Annotated in this window: 13 protein-coding genes and 1 pseudogene; 5 read left to right on the plus strand and 9 right to left on the minus strand. The window is 71.0% G+C overall.

Annotated features, from left to right (window positions below; translation table 11 throughout):
* The first annotated feature begins 61 nt into the window (after positions 1-61).
* Positions 62-955 carry a homocysteine S-methyltransferase gene (gene mmuM, locus FHR84_RS04700; RefSeq protein ID WP_179534152.1) on the plus strand — a complete coding sequence of 298 codons (894 nt, stop codon included), beginning with the start codon at positions 62-64 and terminating at the stop codon, positions 953-955.
* Between the two features lie 98 nt (positions 956-1,053).
* On the opposite strand, the gene FHR84_RS04705 is transcribed toward mmuM, so the two are convergent.
* The 6 genes from FHR84_RS04705 to FHR84_RS04730 all read right to left on the minus strand — a co-directional run bounded on the left by FHR84_RS04705 (position 1,054) and on the right by FHR84_RS04730 (position 6,647).
* Positions 1,054-1,824: a fumarylacetoacetate hydrolase family protein gene (locus FHR84_RS04705; protein WP_179534420.1), complete on the minus strand. Its 771-nt coding sequence runs from the start codon at positions 1,822-1,824 to the stop codon at positions 1,054-1,056.
* A 195-nt stretch (positions 1,825-2,019) separates the two neighbouring features.
* The gene (locus tag FHR84_RS04710) at positions 2,020-3,180 is read right to left on the minus strand and encodes a glycosyltransferase (RefSeq protein ID WP_179534153.1); all 1,161 of its coding nucleotides are present in this window, start codon (positions 3,178-3,180) and stop codon (positions 2,020-2,022) included.
* A gap of 52 nt (positions 3,181-3,232) precedes the next feature.
* Positions 3,233-3,853 carry an L-threonylcarbamoyladenylate synthase gene (locus tag FHR84_RS04715; RefSeq protein WP_179534154.1) on the minus strand — a complete coding sequence of 207 codons (621 nt, stop codon included), beginning with the start codon at positions 3,851-3,853 and terminating at the stop codon, positions 3,233-3,235.
* A gap of 71 nt (positions 3,854-3,924) precedes the next feature.
* Complete coding sequence (locus FHR84_RS04720; RefSeq protein WP_179534155.1) at positions 3,925-4,977, minus strand: zinc-dependent alcohol dehydrogenase family protein; 1,053 nt, start codon at positions 4,975-4,977, stop codon at positions 3,925-3,927.
* Positions 4,978-5,022: 45 nt separating this feature from the next.
* Positions 5,023-5,715: an SDR family oxidoreductase gene (locus FHR84_RS04725; RefSeq protein WP_179534156.1), complete on the minus strand. Its 693-nt coding sequence runs from the start codon at positions 5,713-5,715 to the stop codon at positions 5,023-5,025.
* A 236-nt stretch (positions 5,716-5,951) separates the two neighbouring features.
* Positions 5,952-6,647: a type 1 glutamine amidotransferase domain-containing protein gene (locus FHR84_RS04730; RefSeq protein ID WP_179534157.1), complete on the minus strand. Its 696-nt coding sequence runs from the start codon at positions 6,645-6,647 to the stop codon at positions 5,952-5,954.
* A gap of 123 nt (positions 6,648-6,770) precedes the next feature.
* On the opposite strand from FHR84_RS04730, the gene FHR84_RS04735 reads away from it, so the two are divergent.
* Positions 6,771-7,799 carry a LysR family transcriptional regulator gene (locus FHR84_RS04735; protein ID WP_343075148.1) on the plus strand — a complete coding sequence of 343 codons (1,029 nt, stop codon included), beginning with the start codon at positions 6,771-6,773 and terminating at the stop codon, positions 7,797-7,799.
* 95 nt (positions 7,800-7,894) lie between these two features.
* Here the strand turns inward: FHR84_RS04735 and FHR84_RS04740 are convergent.
* The 3 genes and pseudogenes from FHR84_RS04740 to FHR84_RS04750 form a co-directional block, all read right to left on the minus strand.
* A pseudogene (locus FHR84_RS04740) lies at positions 7,895-8,869 on the minus strand (MFS transporter); the annotation flags it as partial.
* 183 nt (positions 8,870-9,052) lie between these two features.
* On the minus strand, positions 9,053-10,669 hold the full coding sequence (locus tag FHR84_RS04745) for a peptide chain release factor 3 (RefSeq protein ID WP_179534158.1): 1,617 nt from the start codon (positions 10,667-10,669) through the stop codon (positions 9,053-9,055).
* A gap of 315 nt (positions 10,670-10,984) precedes the next feature.
* Complete coding sequence (locus FHR84_RS04750; protein ID WP_179534159.1) at positions 10,985-12,361, minus strand: dihydrolipoyl dehydrogenase family protein; 1,377 nt, start codon at positions 12,359-12,361, stop codon at positions 10,985-10,987.
* 519 nt (positions 12,362-12,880) lie between these two features.
* Between FHR84_RS04750 and hxlB the strand changes: the two genes are divergently transcribed.
* The 3 genes from hxlB to FHR84_RS04765 all read left to right on the plus strand — a co-directional run bounded on the left by hxlB (position 12,881) and on the right by FHR84_RS04765 (position 16,017).
* Positions 12,881-13,483, plus strand: a complete 603-nt coding sequence (hxlB, locus tag FHR84_RS04755; RefSeq protein WP_179534160.1) for a 6-phospho-3-hexuloisomerase — start codon at positions 12,881-12,883, stop codon at positions 13,481-13,483.
* A gap of 11 nt (positions 13,484-13,494) precedes the next feature.
* Positions 13,495-14,235 carry a triose-phosphate isomerase gene (locus FHR84_RS04760; RefSeq protein ID WP_179534161.1) on the plus strand — a complete coding sequence of 247 codons (741 nt, stop codon included), beginning with the start codon at positions 13,495-13,497 and terminating at the stop codon, positions 14,233-14,235.
* Positions 14,236-14,733: 498 nt separating this feature from the next.
* Positions 14,734-16,017: an AarF/UbiB family protein gene (locus FHR84_RS04765; RefSeq protein ID WP_179534162.1), complete on the plus strand. Its 1,284-nt coding sequence runs from the start codon at positions 14,734-14,736 to the stop codon at positions 16,015-16,017.
* Positions 16,018-16,041: the final 24 nt, after the last annotated feature.

Genomic DNA, 16,041 nt, shown 5'->3' on the forward strand with positions numbered 1-16,041 from the left:
TCTCACCAAGAAGTCACCGATGACGATCGCCACCCGAAACGGCGGCACTAGAATGAGGAGCATGAGCTTTCCCGGCTCCACCGGTCCGGTGCTGATCGCCGATGGTGGTCTGGCCACCGAACTCGAGGCGCGCGGGCACGACCTCTCGGACGCGCTGTGGTCGGCACGGCTGATCGCGGAGGCCCCCGAGGAGATCGAGGCGGCGCACCTGGCGTTCTTCCGCGCCGGAGCCGTGATCGCCACGACCGCGAGCTACCAGGCCTCGTTCGAGGGCTTCGCCGCGCACGGAATCGAGCGGGACGAGGCCGCGGGGCTGCTGCGCCGCGGCGTCGAGGTGGCCCGCAGGGCCCGTGCCGAGGTCTCCGGCGACGGCCGACAACGCTGGGTGGCGGCCTCGGTCGGCCCGTACGGGGCGTTCTTGGCCGACGGCTCGGAGTACCGGGGACGTTACGGGCTGAGCGTGGACGAGCTGCGCCGGTGGCACCGTCCCAGGCTGGAAGTGCTGGCCGAGGCCGGTGCGGACCTGCTGGCTCTGGAGACGGTGCCGGACGTGGACGAGGCGCGGGCCCTGGTGTCCCTGCTGGAGGGAACGGGGACTTCCGCGTGGCTGTCGTACAACGTCGCAGGGGGGCACACCCGGGCCGGGCAGCCGATGTCCGAGGCCTTCGCCGTGGCTGCCGGGGTGCCCGAGATCGTGGCGGTAGGGGTGAACTGCTGCTGTCCGGACGATGTGCCTGCCGCCGTCGCCACCGCCCACCGGGTGACGGGCAAGCCCGTGATCGCCTACCCGAACAGCGGCGAGGGCTGGGACCCGGCGCGGAGGGACTGGACCGGCCCGGCCCGCTACTCCGCCGAGCGGGCCCGGCAGTGGGTCGCCGAAGGCGCACGTGTCGTGGGCGGGTGCTGCCGGGTGGGCCCGGCCGGGATCGCCGAACTCGCCCGAGCGGTGCGGTAGCCGCAGTGAGGCGAGGAACCGGGACCGCTCCCGGAGGTCTCGCCCGGCCGCGGGGCGGAACTCCCACGGCGCCGACCGCTGACGTCCGCGGGCAGGGTTCAGCTCGCGGACTCGACGGGGTTGGTCAGCTCGCCGATGCCCTCCACGAACACGGTGACCGTGTCGCCCGGCCGCAGCGGCCCCACTCCCGCCGGGGTTCCGGTGAGCACCACGTCTCCGGGTTCCAGGGTCATGGCCGAGCTGATGTGGGAGACCAGCTCGGCCACGCCGTGCACCATGTGCTCGGTGCGGCCGTTCTGCCTGGTCTCTCCGTTCACGATGGTGCCGATCGCGAGTGAGCCGGTTCCCGGTTCCGTCTCGATCCAGGGCCCGAGGGGGCAGAACGTGTCGGATCCCTTGGCGCGCCACCACTGGCGGTCCGGGCCCTGCAGGTCCCGCGCGGTGACGTCGTTGGCGCAGGTGTAGCCCAGCACGTGCTCGGGAACCCGGTCCGGGGGCAGGTTCCGGCAGCGCTCGCTCAGCACCACGGCGAGTTCGGCCTTGTGGTGGAGGTCCGCGGTGCGGGAGGGGCGGACGACGGTCTCGTTCGGGCCGATGACGCTGCTTCCGGGCTTCAGGAAGACGAGCGGTTCCGCCGAGACCTCGTTGCCCAGCTCCGCGGCGTGCTCCGCGTAGTTCCTGCCCACGGCCAGGACCTTGCCGGGGCGGACCGGGGCGAGCAGCCGTACCTCGTCCGCGGACAACCGGGAAGCCTCCGCGGCGGTCTCCGAGGGGGTGAACGGATCGGAGGTGAACGGCGCTATCCCGTCGTCGTGCCACCGTCCGTACCGGACCGAACCGCCGTGTTCGAATCGTGCGATGCGCGTGATCGGATTCTTCCACGGTGGAGCGGTACGGCTGTGCCGTTCGTGACGACGAGCCGGGGGCCGTGGTTCGGTGGCGTCTCCGGCCGGGGCAGCGGAGGCCGTCGAACGGCGCGAACCGATGTCGGGCCCCTGCGGCGAGAGCCCGCGAGAGGTTCCGCCGAGTGATCACCTGCGCCGAGGCAGAACGGGAAACCCCGGTCAGTCGGCGCTCCGCGATGCCGGGTAGTTGCGTCCCTTCCAGCTCGTGCCGTGGCCGTACCGCTGTCGGCGGGCCGAGTCGAGCGTCATCAGCACGTACAGCACGGCCGTGGCGGGCAGCAGGAAGGCCGCCGCGCCCGGGTGTCCGTAGTAGCGCAGCATCGGCGCGAAGGTGCCCGCCATGACCGCCCAGGCCGCGGTGCCGAGCAGCAGCGCGGCCGGACCGCCGCCTGTGAGACCGGCGATCGTGACCGCGGGTGGGCCCAGGAACATCAGCGCGAGCCCGAGTACGGTCCCGACCAGCAGCGTAGGCGAGTGGCGCAGCTGGGTGTAGGCGCTGCGGCTGATCATCTGCCACAGGTCCCGCAGCCGGGGGTAGGAGCGCGCACTGCGGACTTTCCCGGCCAGGCCGAGCCAGACGCGTCCACCGGCCCGTTTGACCAGTCGGGCCAGCGCCACGTCGTCGATCAGTGCTCCGCGGACGGCGGAGAGTCCGCCCGCCCGTGCCAGCGTCGCGCGCCGCAGCAGCACGCAACCGCCCGCGGCCGCCGCGGTGCGGCTCGAGGGTCGGTTGACCCGGCGGAACGGGAACAGCATGGCGAAGAAGTACACGAACGCGGGCACGATCAGGCGTTCCCAGCGGGTTCCGGTGCGCAGCACCGCCATCTGCGAGACCAGGTCGTAGCCGCTTTCGCAGGCCCGCACCAGTTCGGTCAGCGAGTCGGGGGCGTGTGCGATGTCGGCGTCGGTGAACAGCACCCGGTCCACCTGGCCGGCCTCGACCACCCCGTGCGCCAGGGCCCAGGTCTTGCCGGTCCAGCCCGGCGGGGGGCTTCCGGGGGAGGTGACCGTCAACGGGAGCCCCGCACCGGCCTCGCGGGCCAGTGACTCCGCGAGCTCGCCGGTGCCGTCGTCGCTGTCGTCGTCCACGAGTATCACTCGTGCGTGGGCGGGGTAGTGCTGCGCCAACACGGTCGGCAGGGTCCGCGGCAGGACGTCGGCCTCGCGGCGGGCGGGGATCACCACGGCCACCGACGGCCAGTCGCGCGGTTCGGTGCTGCCGGGAAGCCGTTGGCCGGTGCTCCAGAACCGGCCGTGGCAGGTCAGCAGCCACAGCCACACCGTGAGGACCACACCGCCCGCGATCTCCCAGCCGATCACCCGGACAATCCTGCCAGAACGAGCGGGGAGGGGCAGCCCGGGCTGCGGGGGACTACTCGAACATGGTGGGGTCACCCGCCCCGTACCGGACGATCTCGCCCTCGTCGTCGGAGAAGTCGATCACCGTGGTGGGCTGGGTGCCGCAGTCGCCCGAGTCGACGACGGCGTCCACCGCGTGGTCGAGCCGTTGCTTGATGTCCCACCCGTTGGTCATCGGCTCGTCCTGCTCGGGCAGCAGCAGCGTGCTCGACAGCAGGGGTTCGTCCAGGGTGTCCAGCAGGGCCTGTGCGGTGACGTGGTCGGGGATGCGCACACCGACGGTTCTCTTCTTGGGGTGCAGCAGCCTGCGCGGAACCTCCTTGGTCGCGGGGAGGATGAACGTGTAACTGCCCGGGGTGGATGCCTTGATCGCGCGGAACACCGTGTTGTTCACGTTGACGAGCTGGCCGAGTTCGGCGAAGTTCCGGCACACCAGGGTGAAGTGGTGATTCCGGTCCAGGTGGCGGATCGAGCGGATCCGCTCGAGACCGTCCTTGTTGCCCACCCGGCAGCCGAGGGCGAAGCAGGAGTCGGTCGGGTAGACCACCAGCCCCTCGGAGCGGAGGATCTCGGCCACCTGGCCGAGCGCGCGTCGCTGCGGGTTCTCCGGGTGCACTTCGAAGTACTGCGTCATGTGCAGAGCCTAGAACCGGCCCCGGTGCCGGTGTCGACAAGCGCACCGGTTCGGCGCGCCCGGAATTCCGGTCAGCGGTGGTCGAGCTCGACGACGGTGAGCCCGCCGCGGGTGGGCACGGGGTCGTTCATCGCCGCCAGCTCCGCCGGAACCCCCTCCAGACCGATCCGCCTGCCGAGCAGCCGGTGCAGCTCGAGACCGGAGGCGGCCACCGTCCGCAGCATCTCCGGGTACTCGTGGGCCTGCAGCCCGTGCGTGCCCACGACGCTCAGCTCGCGGGCGATCACCAGGTGCATCGGGATCGGTGGAACGCCCTGCTGGGGCGGCATCAGGCCGAGCTGGACGTGAACACCGTGGGGGCGCAGTGAGGACACCGAGGCCGCGCAGGTGGTCGGTTGCCCGACGCAGTCCAGCGAGACGTGTGCGCCTCCGCCGGTGATCTCCCGGACCGCCTCGGCCGTGTCGGAGGTTTCGCACCCGTCGATCGCAGCGGCGGCACCCAGCTGGGTGGCCAGGTCCAGCGCGTCGGGGGAGAGGTCCACGGCCACCACCCGGGCCCCGGCCGCTGCCGCGAGCATCACGGCCGAGATTCCCGCACCACCGCAGCCGTGCACCGCGACCCACTGGCCCGCCTGCGTTCCGCCGCGCCGCAGCACCGCGCGGAAGGCGGTGGCGAATCGGCAGCCCAGCGTCGCCGCGGCGGTCGAGCCCAGCTCGTCGGGCAGGGCCACGAGGTTGGTCTCGGCCCTTTCGACGGCGACCTGCTCGGCGAAGGAGCCCCAGTGGGTGGCGCCGGGTTGGAACTGGTGCGCGCAGATGTGCTGGTTTCCCGCCGAGCACTGCGGGCACGTGCCGCAGGCGCACACGAACGGGACGGTGACCCGGTCGCCGATGTTCCAGCCGCGCACCAGGGAGCCCAGTGCGGAGATGCGTCCGGCCAGCTCGTGGCCGGGCACGTGCGGCAGGGTGACGTCGGGCTCGTGGCCCTGCCAGGCGTGCCAGTCGCTGCGGCACACCCCGGTCGCCTCGACCGTGATCACCGCTCCGTCCGGGGAAGGGCCCGGGTCCGGCACCGTGCGCAACTCGGGCACGGCTCCGAACTCGTCGAACACGACGGCGCGCATCGCGGCTCCTTCCCGGCGGCGGAGTGAGTGACGACCGGCCTCAGCCTAGTCGTGAGGGGAGCCGGGGGCGGGAGGGCGTGCGGTGCCCAGCGCTTCGACGGCCTCGGGGATCGGGATCCCGCCCTCGGTCAGTTCGAGCGTCAGCCCGATTCCGCCGGGACGCGCGAGCAGTTCGACGAGCACGGCGGCCACGTCCCGGCGCGGAACGGAACCGGGCGTCACGGGAGGGGGTGACAGGTTCACCAGTCCCGTTCCCTCCGCGTCGGTCAGCCGGCCGGGGCGGACCACGGTCCAGTCCAGGTTCCTGGAGCGCAGGTCCTGCTCCGCACGGGTCTTGGCGTCGATGTAGGCCTCCCAGACCTCCCCGGAGCCGGGGGCGGGGGGCTGTCCGGCTCCGATGGTGGAGACCTGCACGAAGCGCGGCACCCCGGCCGCCTCGGCCGCCTCGGCCAGCAGCACGGATCCTCCCAGGTCGAGGGCGTACTTGCGGTCCGTGCCGCTGCCCGGGCCCGCGCCGGCGGCGAAGACGACCGCGTCGGTTCCCCGCAGCACCTCGGCCGTCTCCGCGCCGGAGCTCCGCTCCAGATCGAGCGGGACCGGCCGGGACCCGGCGGTTTCCAGTTCGGCGGCCTGGTCCGGTTTCCGGATCAGGCCGAGAACTTCTTGCCCCTGCCGGGCGAGCAGTTCGGTGAGCCGCAGGGCGATCTTCCCGTGCCCACCGGCGATGGCGATGCGCATATCGATCCTTCCCGAGGAGTCGGAGGCGGCTCCGGAGCGGTTCGGTGTGGTGGTCGCGTACCGGTCGACCGTATCGCCTCAGCGGCCGCGTGCCCGGCGGGTCGGGAGCAGGTCCGGGATGCCGCCGTTTCGGTCCACGACCGTGCCGATCCGAGGGTTGCGTGGATCCTGCCGCGTTCTTCGCCGGGCACCGACCAGGTGAGGTGGAACGCGTGGTGCGGTGCCCGGACGGCCGCTCACTTCAGCAGGGGCAGGATCTCCTCGGCCAGCGGTCCGGAGGAGGCGGGGTTCTGCCCGGTGTGCAGGTTGCGGTCGACGACCACGTTGGGCGCCCACGGCTGCCCCTCGGAGAACTCGGCGCCGAGAGCGATCAGCCTGTCCTGCAGCAGCCATGCGGCCTTGTCGGCCAGCCCCACCTGGCTCTCCTCCGTGTTGGTGAACCCGGTGAGCCGGTATCCGGCGAACGGGCTGGTCCCGCCCCAGCGCTCGGTGGCCAGCAGGGCCGCCGGGGCGTGGCAGACGACTCCCAGCGGTTTGCCGGAGTTCAGCGTGTCCGTCAGCAGCCGGGCTGAGTCGTCGTTGACGGCCAGGTCCTCCATGGGGCCGTGCCCACCGGGGTAGAACACCGCGTCGTACTCGTCGAGACGCACGTTCTCCAGTTCCACCGGGTGCTTGAGCTCGGTGGCCGCTTCCAGGGCCGCCGCGATGCGGTCGGCCTGCTCCTGGCCCCCGTTGACCTCGGGAGCCAGGCTGGACCGGTCGACCGTGGGGACCACGCCGCCGGGGGTGGCCACGGTGATCTCGTGCCCGGCTCCTGTGAACACCTGGTGCGGGGCGGTGAACTCCTCGGCCCAGTACCCGGTCGGGTGTTCGGTGCCGTCGGCCAGGGTCCAGTGGTCGGCGCCGGTCATCACGAACAGTATCTTCGCCATCTTTCGCTCTTTCGTTCCTGGACCTCGCCCGTGGCGAGGTCGCGGTTTCACGTTTGGTCCGTTCGGGCGGACGGTGTCGACCGTAGGCCGCATTGCCATTGTTCAGCCAATAGAGTTCTCGTTATGGCCCATAGGAATAATGATGGATCCGGGAGTGGTGTGCCATCGGGGACCCCGGACGGGCCGCTGGAACTCGGACTGCTGCGCACGTTTCTCGCCGTGTACCGTGCCGGGGCTTTCAGCGCGGCGGCGCGGTCGCTGGGGCTGTCCCAACCCACGGTGACCGGGCAGGTGCGTTCACTGGAACAGCGGTTGGGGCGGCAACTGTTCGAGAGGGTGCCCAAGGGGGTGGTGCCCACGAAGGTGGCCGACGAGCTGGCTGCCGAGGTGGCTGCCCCGTTGGACACGCTGACCGCCGTGGCCGAACGCGGCAGCTCGGAAGGCGAGGTCCCGCCCGAGCCGGTGCACCTGGCCGGCCCGGCCGAGTTCCTGAGCGTGAGCGCGCTGCCCGCGCTGGGGGACCTCGTCGAGCGGGGAGTGCGGCTCCGGGTCACCACGGGGCTGGCCGACGAACTGCTCGATGGGCTGCGCGCCGGGCGGTTCGACCTGGTGGTCTCCGCCGTTCGCCCGCGCGGACGCGCGGTCACGGCCGTCCCGCTCATGGACGAGGAGTTCGTGCTGGTGGCCGCACCCGCGTGGGCCGAGCGCATCGGCCCCGTCACCCCGGACGATCCCGGCGCGCTCGGGGAGGTACCGCTGGTCACCTACGCCGAGGACCTGCCCATCCTGCGCCGCTACTGGCGGCACGTGTTCGGGCGGAGGTTGACCGCGCAGCCCGCAGCGGTGGTCCCCGATCTGCGCGGGGTGCGGGCCGCCGTGGTCGCCGGTGCGGGGGTCACCGTCCTGCCCCGCTACCTGTGCCGCGCGGAACTCGGTTCCGGATCCCTGGTCTCGCTGCTCGAACCCGAGGACCCTCCGCTCAACACCGGTTTCCTGGCCCAGCGGACCGGGGCGCCGGAGCGCGAGCACGTCGCTCTGGTGCGCGAGCGGTTGCTGCGGGGGATCGACTCCGGGGGAGGCGGTGTGACGATGACGGCGGCGATGACCACGGCCAGCGGAAGCAGGCACAACGCGAGCAGGACCGGCTGGTAGGAGACGGTCCAGGAGCGGCCCGTGGCCAGCATGACGGGGCCGAAGGCCGACGCGCCGACCGTCACCGAGTGCACCACGCCCCGGATGGCGCCGATGTGGCGCAGGCCGAAGCACCGGGGGAAGGCCACGGCTTCGAGGGTGCGCAGGCCGTTGTTGCAGATGCCCAGCGCCATGCCGTAGGCCACCGCTGTCCATCCGGGATGGACCCAACCGGCGCCCGCGGTGGCCGCGGCCATGACGACCATCATGGCCGTGATCAGCACTCGGTCGGCGACGTGGTCGGCCAGCCATCCCAGCAGGAAACTGGCCGCCAGCCCCGCCAGGGTCTGCGGAACGAAGGTCGCGGCAGCCTCGGCCGCGCTGAGTCCGCGTTCCCCGAGCAGGGACACCTGGTGGAAGTTCAGCGCCGTGCTGATCAGGCTGCACACTCCCACGCCGAGCGCGACGACCCAGAACATGCCGGTGCGGATCGCCTCGCCCAGGGTCCAGTCGACCAGCGGGCGCTGCTGCCCGGGTGGGGCGGTCTCGGTGTCGTCCTCCTCGGGCGCTGCCCGGTTCTCCGCGTCGGGGGCCGCGGTGGACGCCGGGGTGCGGGGAAGCGCGAGCAGAGCGGCCAGCAGCACCAGAACCAGTACCGCCAGCCCTTCCAGGGCCCACACCTCGCGCCAGCCGAACCGGCCGATGAGGTGTTCCAGCAGCACCGGTGCGAGGGAGATGCCTGCTGTGCCGACAGCGGAGGTGACCCCCATCGCGAAGCCACGTCTGTGGTGCACGTACACGGCCACGGTGGTGGTCGCGACCAGGTTCAGCGCTCCCTGTCCACCGACGCGGACACCGATGAAGGCCGCGGTCAGACCGACGATCCCGGTGACGGCGCTGGCGGCGAGCAGCACGAGTCCGAAGCACACGCCGATGCCTGCCATGATCCGCCGCGGTCCGAAGCGGTCGATCAGGCGGCCCAGGAACGGCATGAGCAGTGCCCCGGACAGCGAACCGAACATGTAAGCCGTGGACACCGCGGTGCGGGACAGCCCGAGCGAGTCGATCAGCGGATCGACGAAGACCGACATCGCGGCGGTCTGCCCGGGAGCCGTCAGCGCCAGTGCCGCCGAGGCGGCGGTGATCACGCGTCCCAGGTGGACACCCGGTCGTCGGATGGTGTGCCGGTGTTGTCGGGCCGGGGATCGGGTGCCGGAGGGGATGGACACGAACGGGATCCCTCTCGATGTGTCGTGTTGCGGCGGGGGCGGTACTCACTCCGTGTCGGCGACGACGTGTCGTAGGTCCAGTTCGGGTTTGAGGCGTTGCAGGGACCGCATCGAGATGTCGTCGGTGAACACGGCCAGCGTGGTTCCGTCGGCACGGTCGAGCACCTCGCTGCTGTGGGTGTGCAGCATGGAGCGTTGGCCGGGATCGCCGACCAGCCGCACCACGGTGTAGGGGAGCTGCTCCAGCTTCAGGGGGGAGCGGAACTCCGATTCCATGCGCTGGTTGACCACGTCGAACTGCATCGGTCCGACGGCGGCGAGCACGGGAGCTCCCTCTCCGCGCGTTTCGGAGTGCAGCAGCTGGATCACGCCCTCCTGGACGAGTTGTTCCAGTCCCCGGCGGAACTGCTTGGACCGTCCGGGATCGGTGGTGCGGGCGACGGCGAAGTGCTCCGGGGTGAACTGGGGCATGCCGGGGAACCGCACGGCGGGTTTGCCGGTGTGGAGGGTGTCACCGACCCCGAGCGCGGAGGCGTTGACCAGCCCGATGACGTCTCCGGGGTAGGCCCGTTCGACCGTGTCGCGTTGTTGCCCGAACATCTGCTGGGCGTACTTGGTGGAGAAGGAGCGCTGGGTGTCGGCGTGGGTGGCGACGATGCCGCGTTCGAACTCGCCCGAGCACACCCGTGCGAAGGCCACCCGGTCCCGGTGGGCCGGGTCCATGCCGGTCTGGACCTTGAACACGAACGCGGAGAACGGCTCGTCCAGCTGCCGGGGCTCTCCGCGCTCGTCGGGCCGGGCGGAGGGGGCCGGGGCGTGCTCGAGCAGCACGTCGAGCAGGTGCCGGACACCGAAGTTCTGCACGGCGGAGCCGAACAGCACGGGGCTGGCCTCGGCGCGTGCGAACGCGTCCGGGTCCATGTCGTCCCCTGACTCCGTCAGCAGTTCGGACTCCTCGGCGGCACGCTGCCACTCGTCACCGACCCGCTCGACGGCCTCGTCCGCCGACATGTGGTGCTCGGGGGCGATGGTGGCCCCGCCCGAGGTGCGCTCGAAGCCCACGAACTCGCCGTCACGGCGGTCGAGCACCCCGCGGAAGTCCCCGGCGATGCCGACCGGCCAGGTAAGCGGCATCGGGCGCAGTCCGATGCGGTCGCGCAGCTCGTCGCACAGCTCGAGGGCCTCCCGGCCGGGGCGGTCCCACTTGTTGACGAAAGTGATCACCGGTATCCCCCGGTGGCGGCACACGTCGAACAGCTTCACCGTCTGGGGTTCCAGTCCCTTGGCGGAGTCCAGCAGCATCACGGCGCAGTCCACTGCGGAAAGGACCCGGTAGGTGTCCTCGGAGAAGTCCGCGTGGCCCGGGGTGTCCAGCAGGTTGATCACGTGCTCGCGGTACTCGAACTGCAGGGCCGCCGAGGTGATGGAGATCCCGCGGCTGCGTTCCATGGACAGCCAGTCCGAAACCACGCCCCGTCTGCCAGCCTTGCCGTGGACCGCTCCTGCTTCGGAAATCACCTTGGCGTGCAGCGCCAGCGCCTCGGTGAGCGTGGACTTGCCCGCATCGGGATGGCTGATCACCGCGAACGTGCGCCGGCGCCCGGCCTCCTTGACCGGATCGGCGACTCGGTCGGTTTCGGGAAGTTGCCGTGTCTGACTCATCTTCTCTCCCGGTGCGGGAAGCTGGCGGGGTCGGGTCCGGAGCGTGTCGTGATCACGTCCGGCGCTCACGGAGAAATGGTCTCGCGTCACGGGCACCGGAGGACGACACGGTGCTCCGGAAGGCCGGAATGCCGCGGTTCGGCTTCCTGCGTAGCGCGATTCCCCGCAGGCGAAAATAACACTTACGTTAATGGAGATTTTCGGGTAGACGGCTCGTGGTGCACCGTTGACCGAGGATGTTCCGCTGAGAGCGGTGCACCGCGACGTGCTCACGGACCGAGCTCCGGACACCCGCGCGAACCTGAACCGCGAGAACTACTCGGCCAGCTGGTCCAGCACGGTTTCGATGGTGCGGTGGAAAGTGGGGTAGGCCAGGATCATCCGACGCAGCTGGGCGAGATGCACCTGGGTGTGCACGGCGACCGCGAGCGCGCCCAGGACCTCCCCGCCGAGCGGGGCGACCACGGTGGCCCCGACCGGGATGTCGCGCTCGGTGTCGGCCACCACTTTGATCAACCCGTCGTTGCCCGCCTTGTGGATCCAGCCGCGAGGTGAGGACGGGATGGCGGCCACCGCCGTCCGGACGGGCAGTCCCTGCGCGCGTGCCCGGGACTCGCTCATCCCCACCGAGGCCACCTCGGGGTCGGTGAAGGTGACCGCGGGTTCGGCGCGGTAGTCGGCGGTTTCCTCACCGCTCCCGAGAACGTCGGCGGCGGCTATCCGTGCCTGGTAGATCGAGGTGTGGGTGAACGCGCCGTGGCCGGTGACGTCCCCGACGGCCCACGTCCCCTCGGCGGCGCGCATACGTCCGTCGACGTCGATGGTCTCCGCGTCCTCCCGGAGCCCGAGGTTCCCCACCCCCAGCGCGGCGAGGTCCGCGTGGCGCCCCGTGGTGACCAGCAGTTGCTCGGCGGTCAGCGTTTCCCCCGAGTCGAGCTCCAGGGTGAAGCGGTTCCCGTCGTGATGAACCCGGGTGGCCGAGGTTCCGGTGCGCACGGTGATCCCCTCTCCGGTGAACACCTCGGTGATGCTCGCCGAGGCCTCGGGCTCGGCGCCGGGCAGCAGCCGCGGAGAGGACTCCACCGCGGTGGTTGCGACACCGAAGCGCGCGAAGACCTGGGCGAACTCCATCCCGACCGGGCCGCAGCCGAGCACCACCAGCGAGGAGGGCAGCGTCCGGGTCCGCACGGCTTCGCGGTTGGTCCAGAACGGCGTGCCCGACAGCCCCTCGATCGGTGGGACGGCCGGTTCGGTGCCGGGGTTGAGCACGAGAGCGCGGCGAGCGCGGAAGACATGCTCGCCCGCGGAAGTGGAGACGGTCACCTCGCCCGGGGAGGTGACGCGCCCGAAGCCGCGGACGAAACGGCCCCCGGTGCCCTCGAAACGCTCCACGGCGGCCCGGTCGTCCCAGTCGGTGGTGGCCTCGTCGCGGATGCGGTCCGCCACCGGGGTCCAGTCCGGGCTGACCCGCGCGTCCCCGGCCAGCCGGGGAACCCGGCGCGCCTCGGCGAGGACCTCCGCCCCGCGGACCATCATCTTGGTGGGGATGCAGGCGTAGTAGGGGCACTCCCCGCCGAGGAGGAGGTTGTCCACGCCGACCACGTTCAGACCCGCCGTGGCGAGTCGTCCCGCCACGTCCTCGCCACCCGGGCCCATCCCGACCACCACGGCATCGACTTCTTCGCCCGGCATCCCGGCCTCCCGAGGTAGGCAGTAGGGGAAAGCACGCCGGTGCCCAGCACACCACCGGAACGCGGGTGGTGCACGGCGACGTCGGAGGGGTGGACCCGTTCCCGTCCGCGGCTGCCGGCACGGCGTGGTCCGCGGTGTTGCCGTGGAGCCCGTCGGTGCGGGCGCGTGCGAGCGGATCGAAGTCCGATCATATGAATTTGATTCGCTTCTGTGGTCGTAGCGGTCCGCGACGACCGGTCCGGCGGCATGGGTGCGGGAGGCCCCCGCCGCTGGTTCGAAGGGGAACGTTCCGGAAGCGCCGGAGCGTGGCCGGAGGCCGTCAGCCTCGTGTCAGTGTCGCGTCAGCATCGGTTGGTTGGCTGCCACAGGTCCGAACGGAGCACGGAGGTCGGAGGAGGGGGCGGGCTCGACGTCTCCGCGCGCTTGGTCCCCTCCCCGGTCGACCGCGTGTTCGTCAGGGCCCCTCGAACGTCGAGGCGTCGCCGCGCGAGGTGGCGCCGTGATCGATCGGGAAAGCTCATGGTCGACAAGAACAGTGCTGTCGTGGCTTCCGGGCCCCCTGCCGCGCCCGAGCGGGACACTCCGTTCGGCGCGGCGAGGGGAGTGGTGCTCGGAGAGATCAACATGGTCGCCGGGCGGGTGCGCGAGCGGGAGGCGGTCGGTCTTCAGGAGGAGATACTGCGGGCCGACCGCGTCTTCCTGCTCGGCATGGGGAGATCGAAGCTGGTCGCTGACGCGTTCGCCATGCGGCTCGTCCACCTCGGACTGAACGCTCATGTGGCGGCCGACATGACGACGCCCTCCACGGGGAAAGGCGACCTGCTCGTCGCCTGCAGCGGTTCCGGGGAAACACCGGTGGTGGTGACTCTGACCGACGAGGCGGTGTCCGCGGGAACCCGGGTGGCGGTCGTGACGGCGGAGCCGCGGTCGCGTCTGGGGCAGCGCGCTCATCACCTGGTTCGGCTGGACTGCGGTGGTGGCGACACCGATTCGGAGCAGTTCGTCGGAACGCTCTTCGAACAGGCGTGCCTGGTCTTCTTCGACTGTCTGGTCCTGGTCCTCGAACAGACCCTGGGGGTCGCTTCCGAGGAGATGTTCGCCCGTCACACCAACTTGGAATGACCGGAGGAGGCATGACCGAGCTCGCGGCTCCGCTGAGCTTTACCAGCACCAAGATGAACCTGGGACGCGCCGGGACGGTCGAATGGATGGAGCGGGTGATTCTGCCCTGCGCTCCGCGGCTGGCTCGTCTGTCGTTCTTCGTGTGCCTGCCGTACCCCCTGCTGAGCACGGCGCGCGAGCTCCTCTCGGGCAGTGGCGTCGGCGTCGGTGCGCAGAACACCTGGACCGGAGGTGGAAACGTCACGGGTGAGGTCTCGCCGTGCCTGCTCGCGGAGCTCGGTTGCGGACACGTGATGGTGGGTCACGCGGAACGTCGGAATCTGTTCGGTGAGGACGACTCTCTGGTGGCCCGCAAGGCGGCCGCCGCGTCCGAGGCGGGACTGGTTCCCGTGGTGTGCGTGGGGGAGCAGCAGCGCGTGAGCACCTCGGCGGCCGCGCGGCACACCGCCCGGCAGGCGCGGGCGGCTCTGGAGAACTTCGCCGAGGACGCGCCGGTGCTGGTTCTCTACGAGCCGGGCTGGGCGATCGGAGCGGAGCGGGGAGCCTCACCCGAGCACGCCGCGGAGGTCCTGGAGGAGCTGCACCGGGTCGAAACCCGGGCGAGAGCGCGTTTTCTGTACGGCGGCGCCGTCGTGGCCGGAACCTACACGGCCCTGCGCGAGCGCGGTGTGTGGGACGGGGCGGCGCTGGGAAGGGCCGTTCACGACGTTGGCCTGCTGCGCGAGGTGACGGCCGAGATGCTCGCGGCGTGAGCCGCCGCGTTCGACTTCCTCGCTCCCCGAGGAACCACCGTTCGTGGACGAGCTCCGGAGACGACCCGGTTCGCCGGGGCGCCCACCGGTCGAGAGCTCGGTGTGGGCCCGCAGCGCCGGGAGTGCTGTTCCCGATGGGTGGTGCGTGTGGCCGGAAGGTCCTTCGCTCGGCGCTCGACTCCCGGTGCCCGCGGGCCGGGGTGCCCGTTCTGCGTGACCGCACCGAGCGTTTCGGGGACGTGCCGGATCGTCCGATCCGGGGGAGGTGCTGTTGCGGAGGGCAGGAGGACGTCCGCGGTGTTCGACACGGGATGATCCGTCGACGCCGTTCGTCACTGATTGTGGTGATCTTGCTTAACGATCGGCGGTTCCGTGCCTTAGAGTGCCCGGTTGATGGCGCACGGTGATCGAGCACAGGCGAATTCCCACGAAACGTGTTCGGAAGAGGGCGGAGACGAGCGAGTTCCTTCGCGGCACCCGGCTTCCGGGACGAGCACCGTGGCGCTCCTGCACCGGCTCGTTCGGGTGCTGCTCGTCGTCGTGCGGCGTGGCGCCGTCGCGGGGTGCGGCGTCGCCGTCTCCCGGCTGCTCGGTCGGCGGCCGGTGAACGTGCGTGGGAGTGGCAGCGGACACGAATGGCTCGTCCGGACGGTTTCCGAACTCGGTCCGGCATTCGTCAAGGCCGCGCAACTGCTCAGCTCGCGGGTGGACCTGCTGCCGCCACACGTGTGCCGAGCCCTGGGGCGGTTGCACGACGATGTGGTGACGCCGCCGATCACCGGTTTGCCCGGTCTGCTCGGGAGCTCGCTCGGCGAGGCCGGGAGAGCGCTCGCTCGGAACGCGGTTCTGGCCGGTTCCGGCAGCATCGCCTGCGTCTACCGGTCCACGGCGCCGGACGGGCGGGAAGTCGCCGTCAAGGTGCGGCGTCCCGGTGTCGGACACGTGCTGCGTCGGGACCTGGAACTCATGCGGACCGTGGCGCGGGTGCTGGAACGAACGCCGATGTGTCGCGGCGTGCCCGTGCGCGGGATCGTGGATCAACTGGCCGAATCGGCGGAGTCGCAACTGGACTTCGAGCGGGAGGCGGCCGGACTGGAGCAGCTGCGAACGAGCAGTTCCCCCGAGGAGCGGGTCCACGTTCCCCGGGCGATCGCCGAGCTGTCCACGAGCAGCGTGCTGGTGATGGACTACGTCGCCGGGCTGAACGACCGGCGGCTCCGGCGGGCCGATGGCGAGGAGTGCGAAAGCGCGGTGCTGGCGGTGCTGCGTTCGGTCTACCGGATGCTTTTCGTGGACGGATTCGTGCACTGTGACCTGCACCCGGGGAACCTCTACTTCCGGAGGGACGGCTCGGCGGTGATGGTCGACGCCGGATTCACCGTCCGCCTGAGCGAGCACGCCCGCACGAAATTCACCGCCTTCTTCTACTGCATGAGCCTCGGGGACGGGCCCGCCTGCGCCGATGTGGTGCTGTCGACCGCCGTGGCCCGGCCGGGAGCCGACACCCACGGTTTCCGCGGTGAACTGGCCGGGCTGGTCGAGGAGAACAGCGGGCTGCGCGCGGCCGATTTCGACCTGGTGACTTTCGCGACGCGCCTTTTCGACCTGCAACGGCGCTACGGGCTGGCCGCGGACCCGCAGTTCGTCTTCCCGATCCTGTCCCTGCTCGTCCTGGAAGGAGCGGTGCGCGAACTGCACCCCGAAGTGGACTTCCAGCACGAGGCGAAGCCGTTCCTGACCAAGGCACTGATGCACCGGGCCCTCGCCCCGGATCCGGTCTGAATCGCGTCCGTTCCCGCGGACAGC

The sequence above is a fragment of the Actinopolyspora biskrensis genome (genome assembly GCF_013408175.1).
Lineage (GTDB): Bacteria > Actinomycetota > Actinomycetes > Mycobacteriales > Pseudonocardiaceae > Actinopolyspora > Actinopolyspora biskrensis.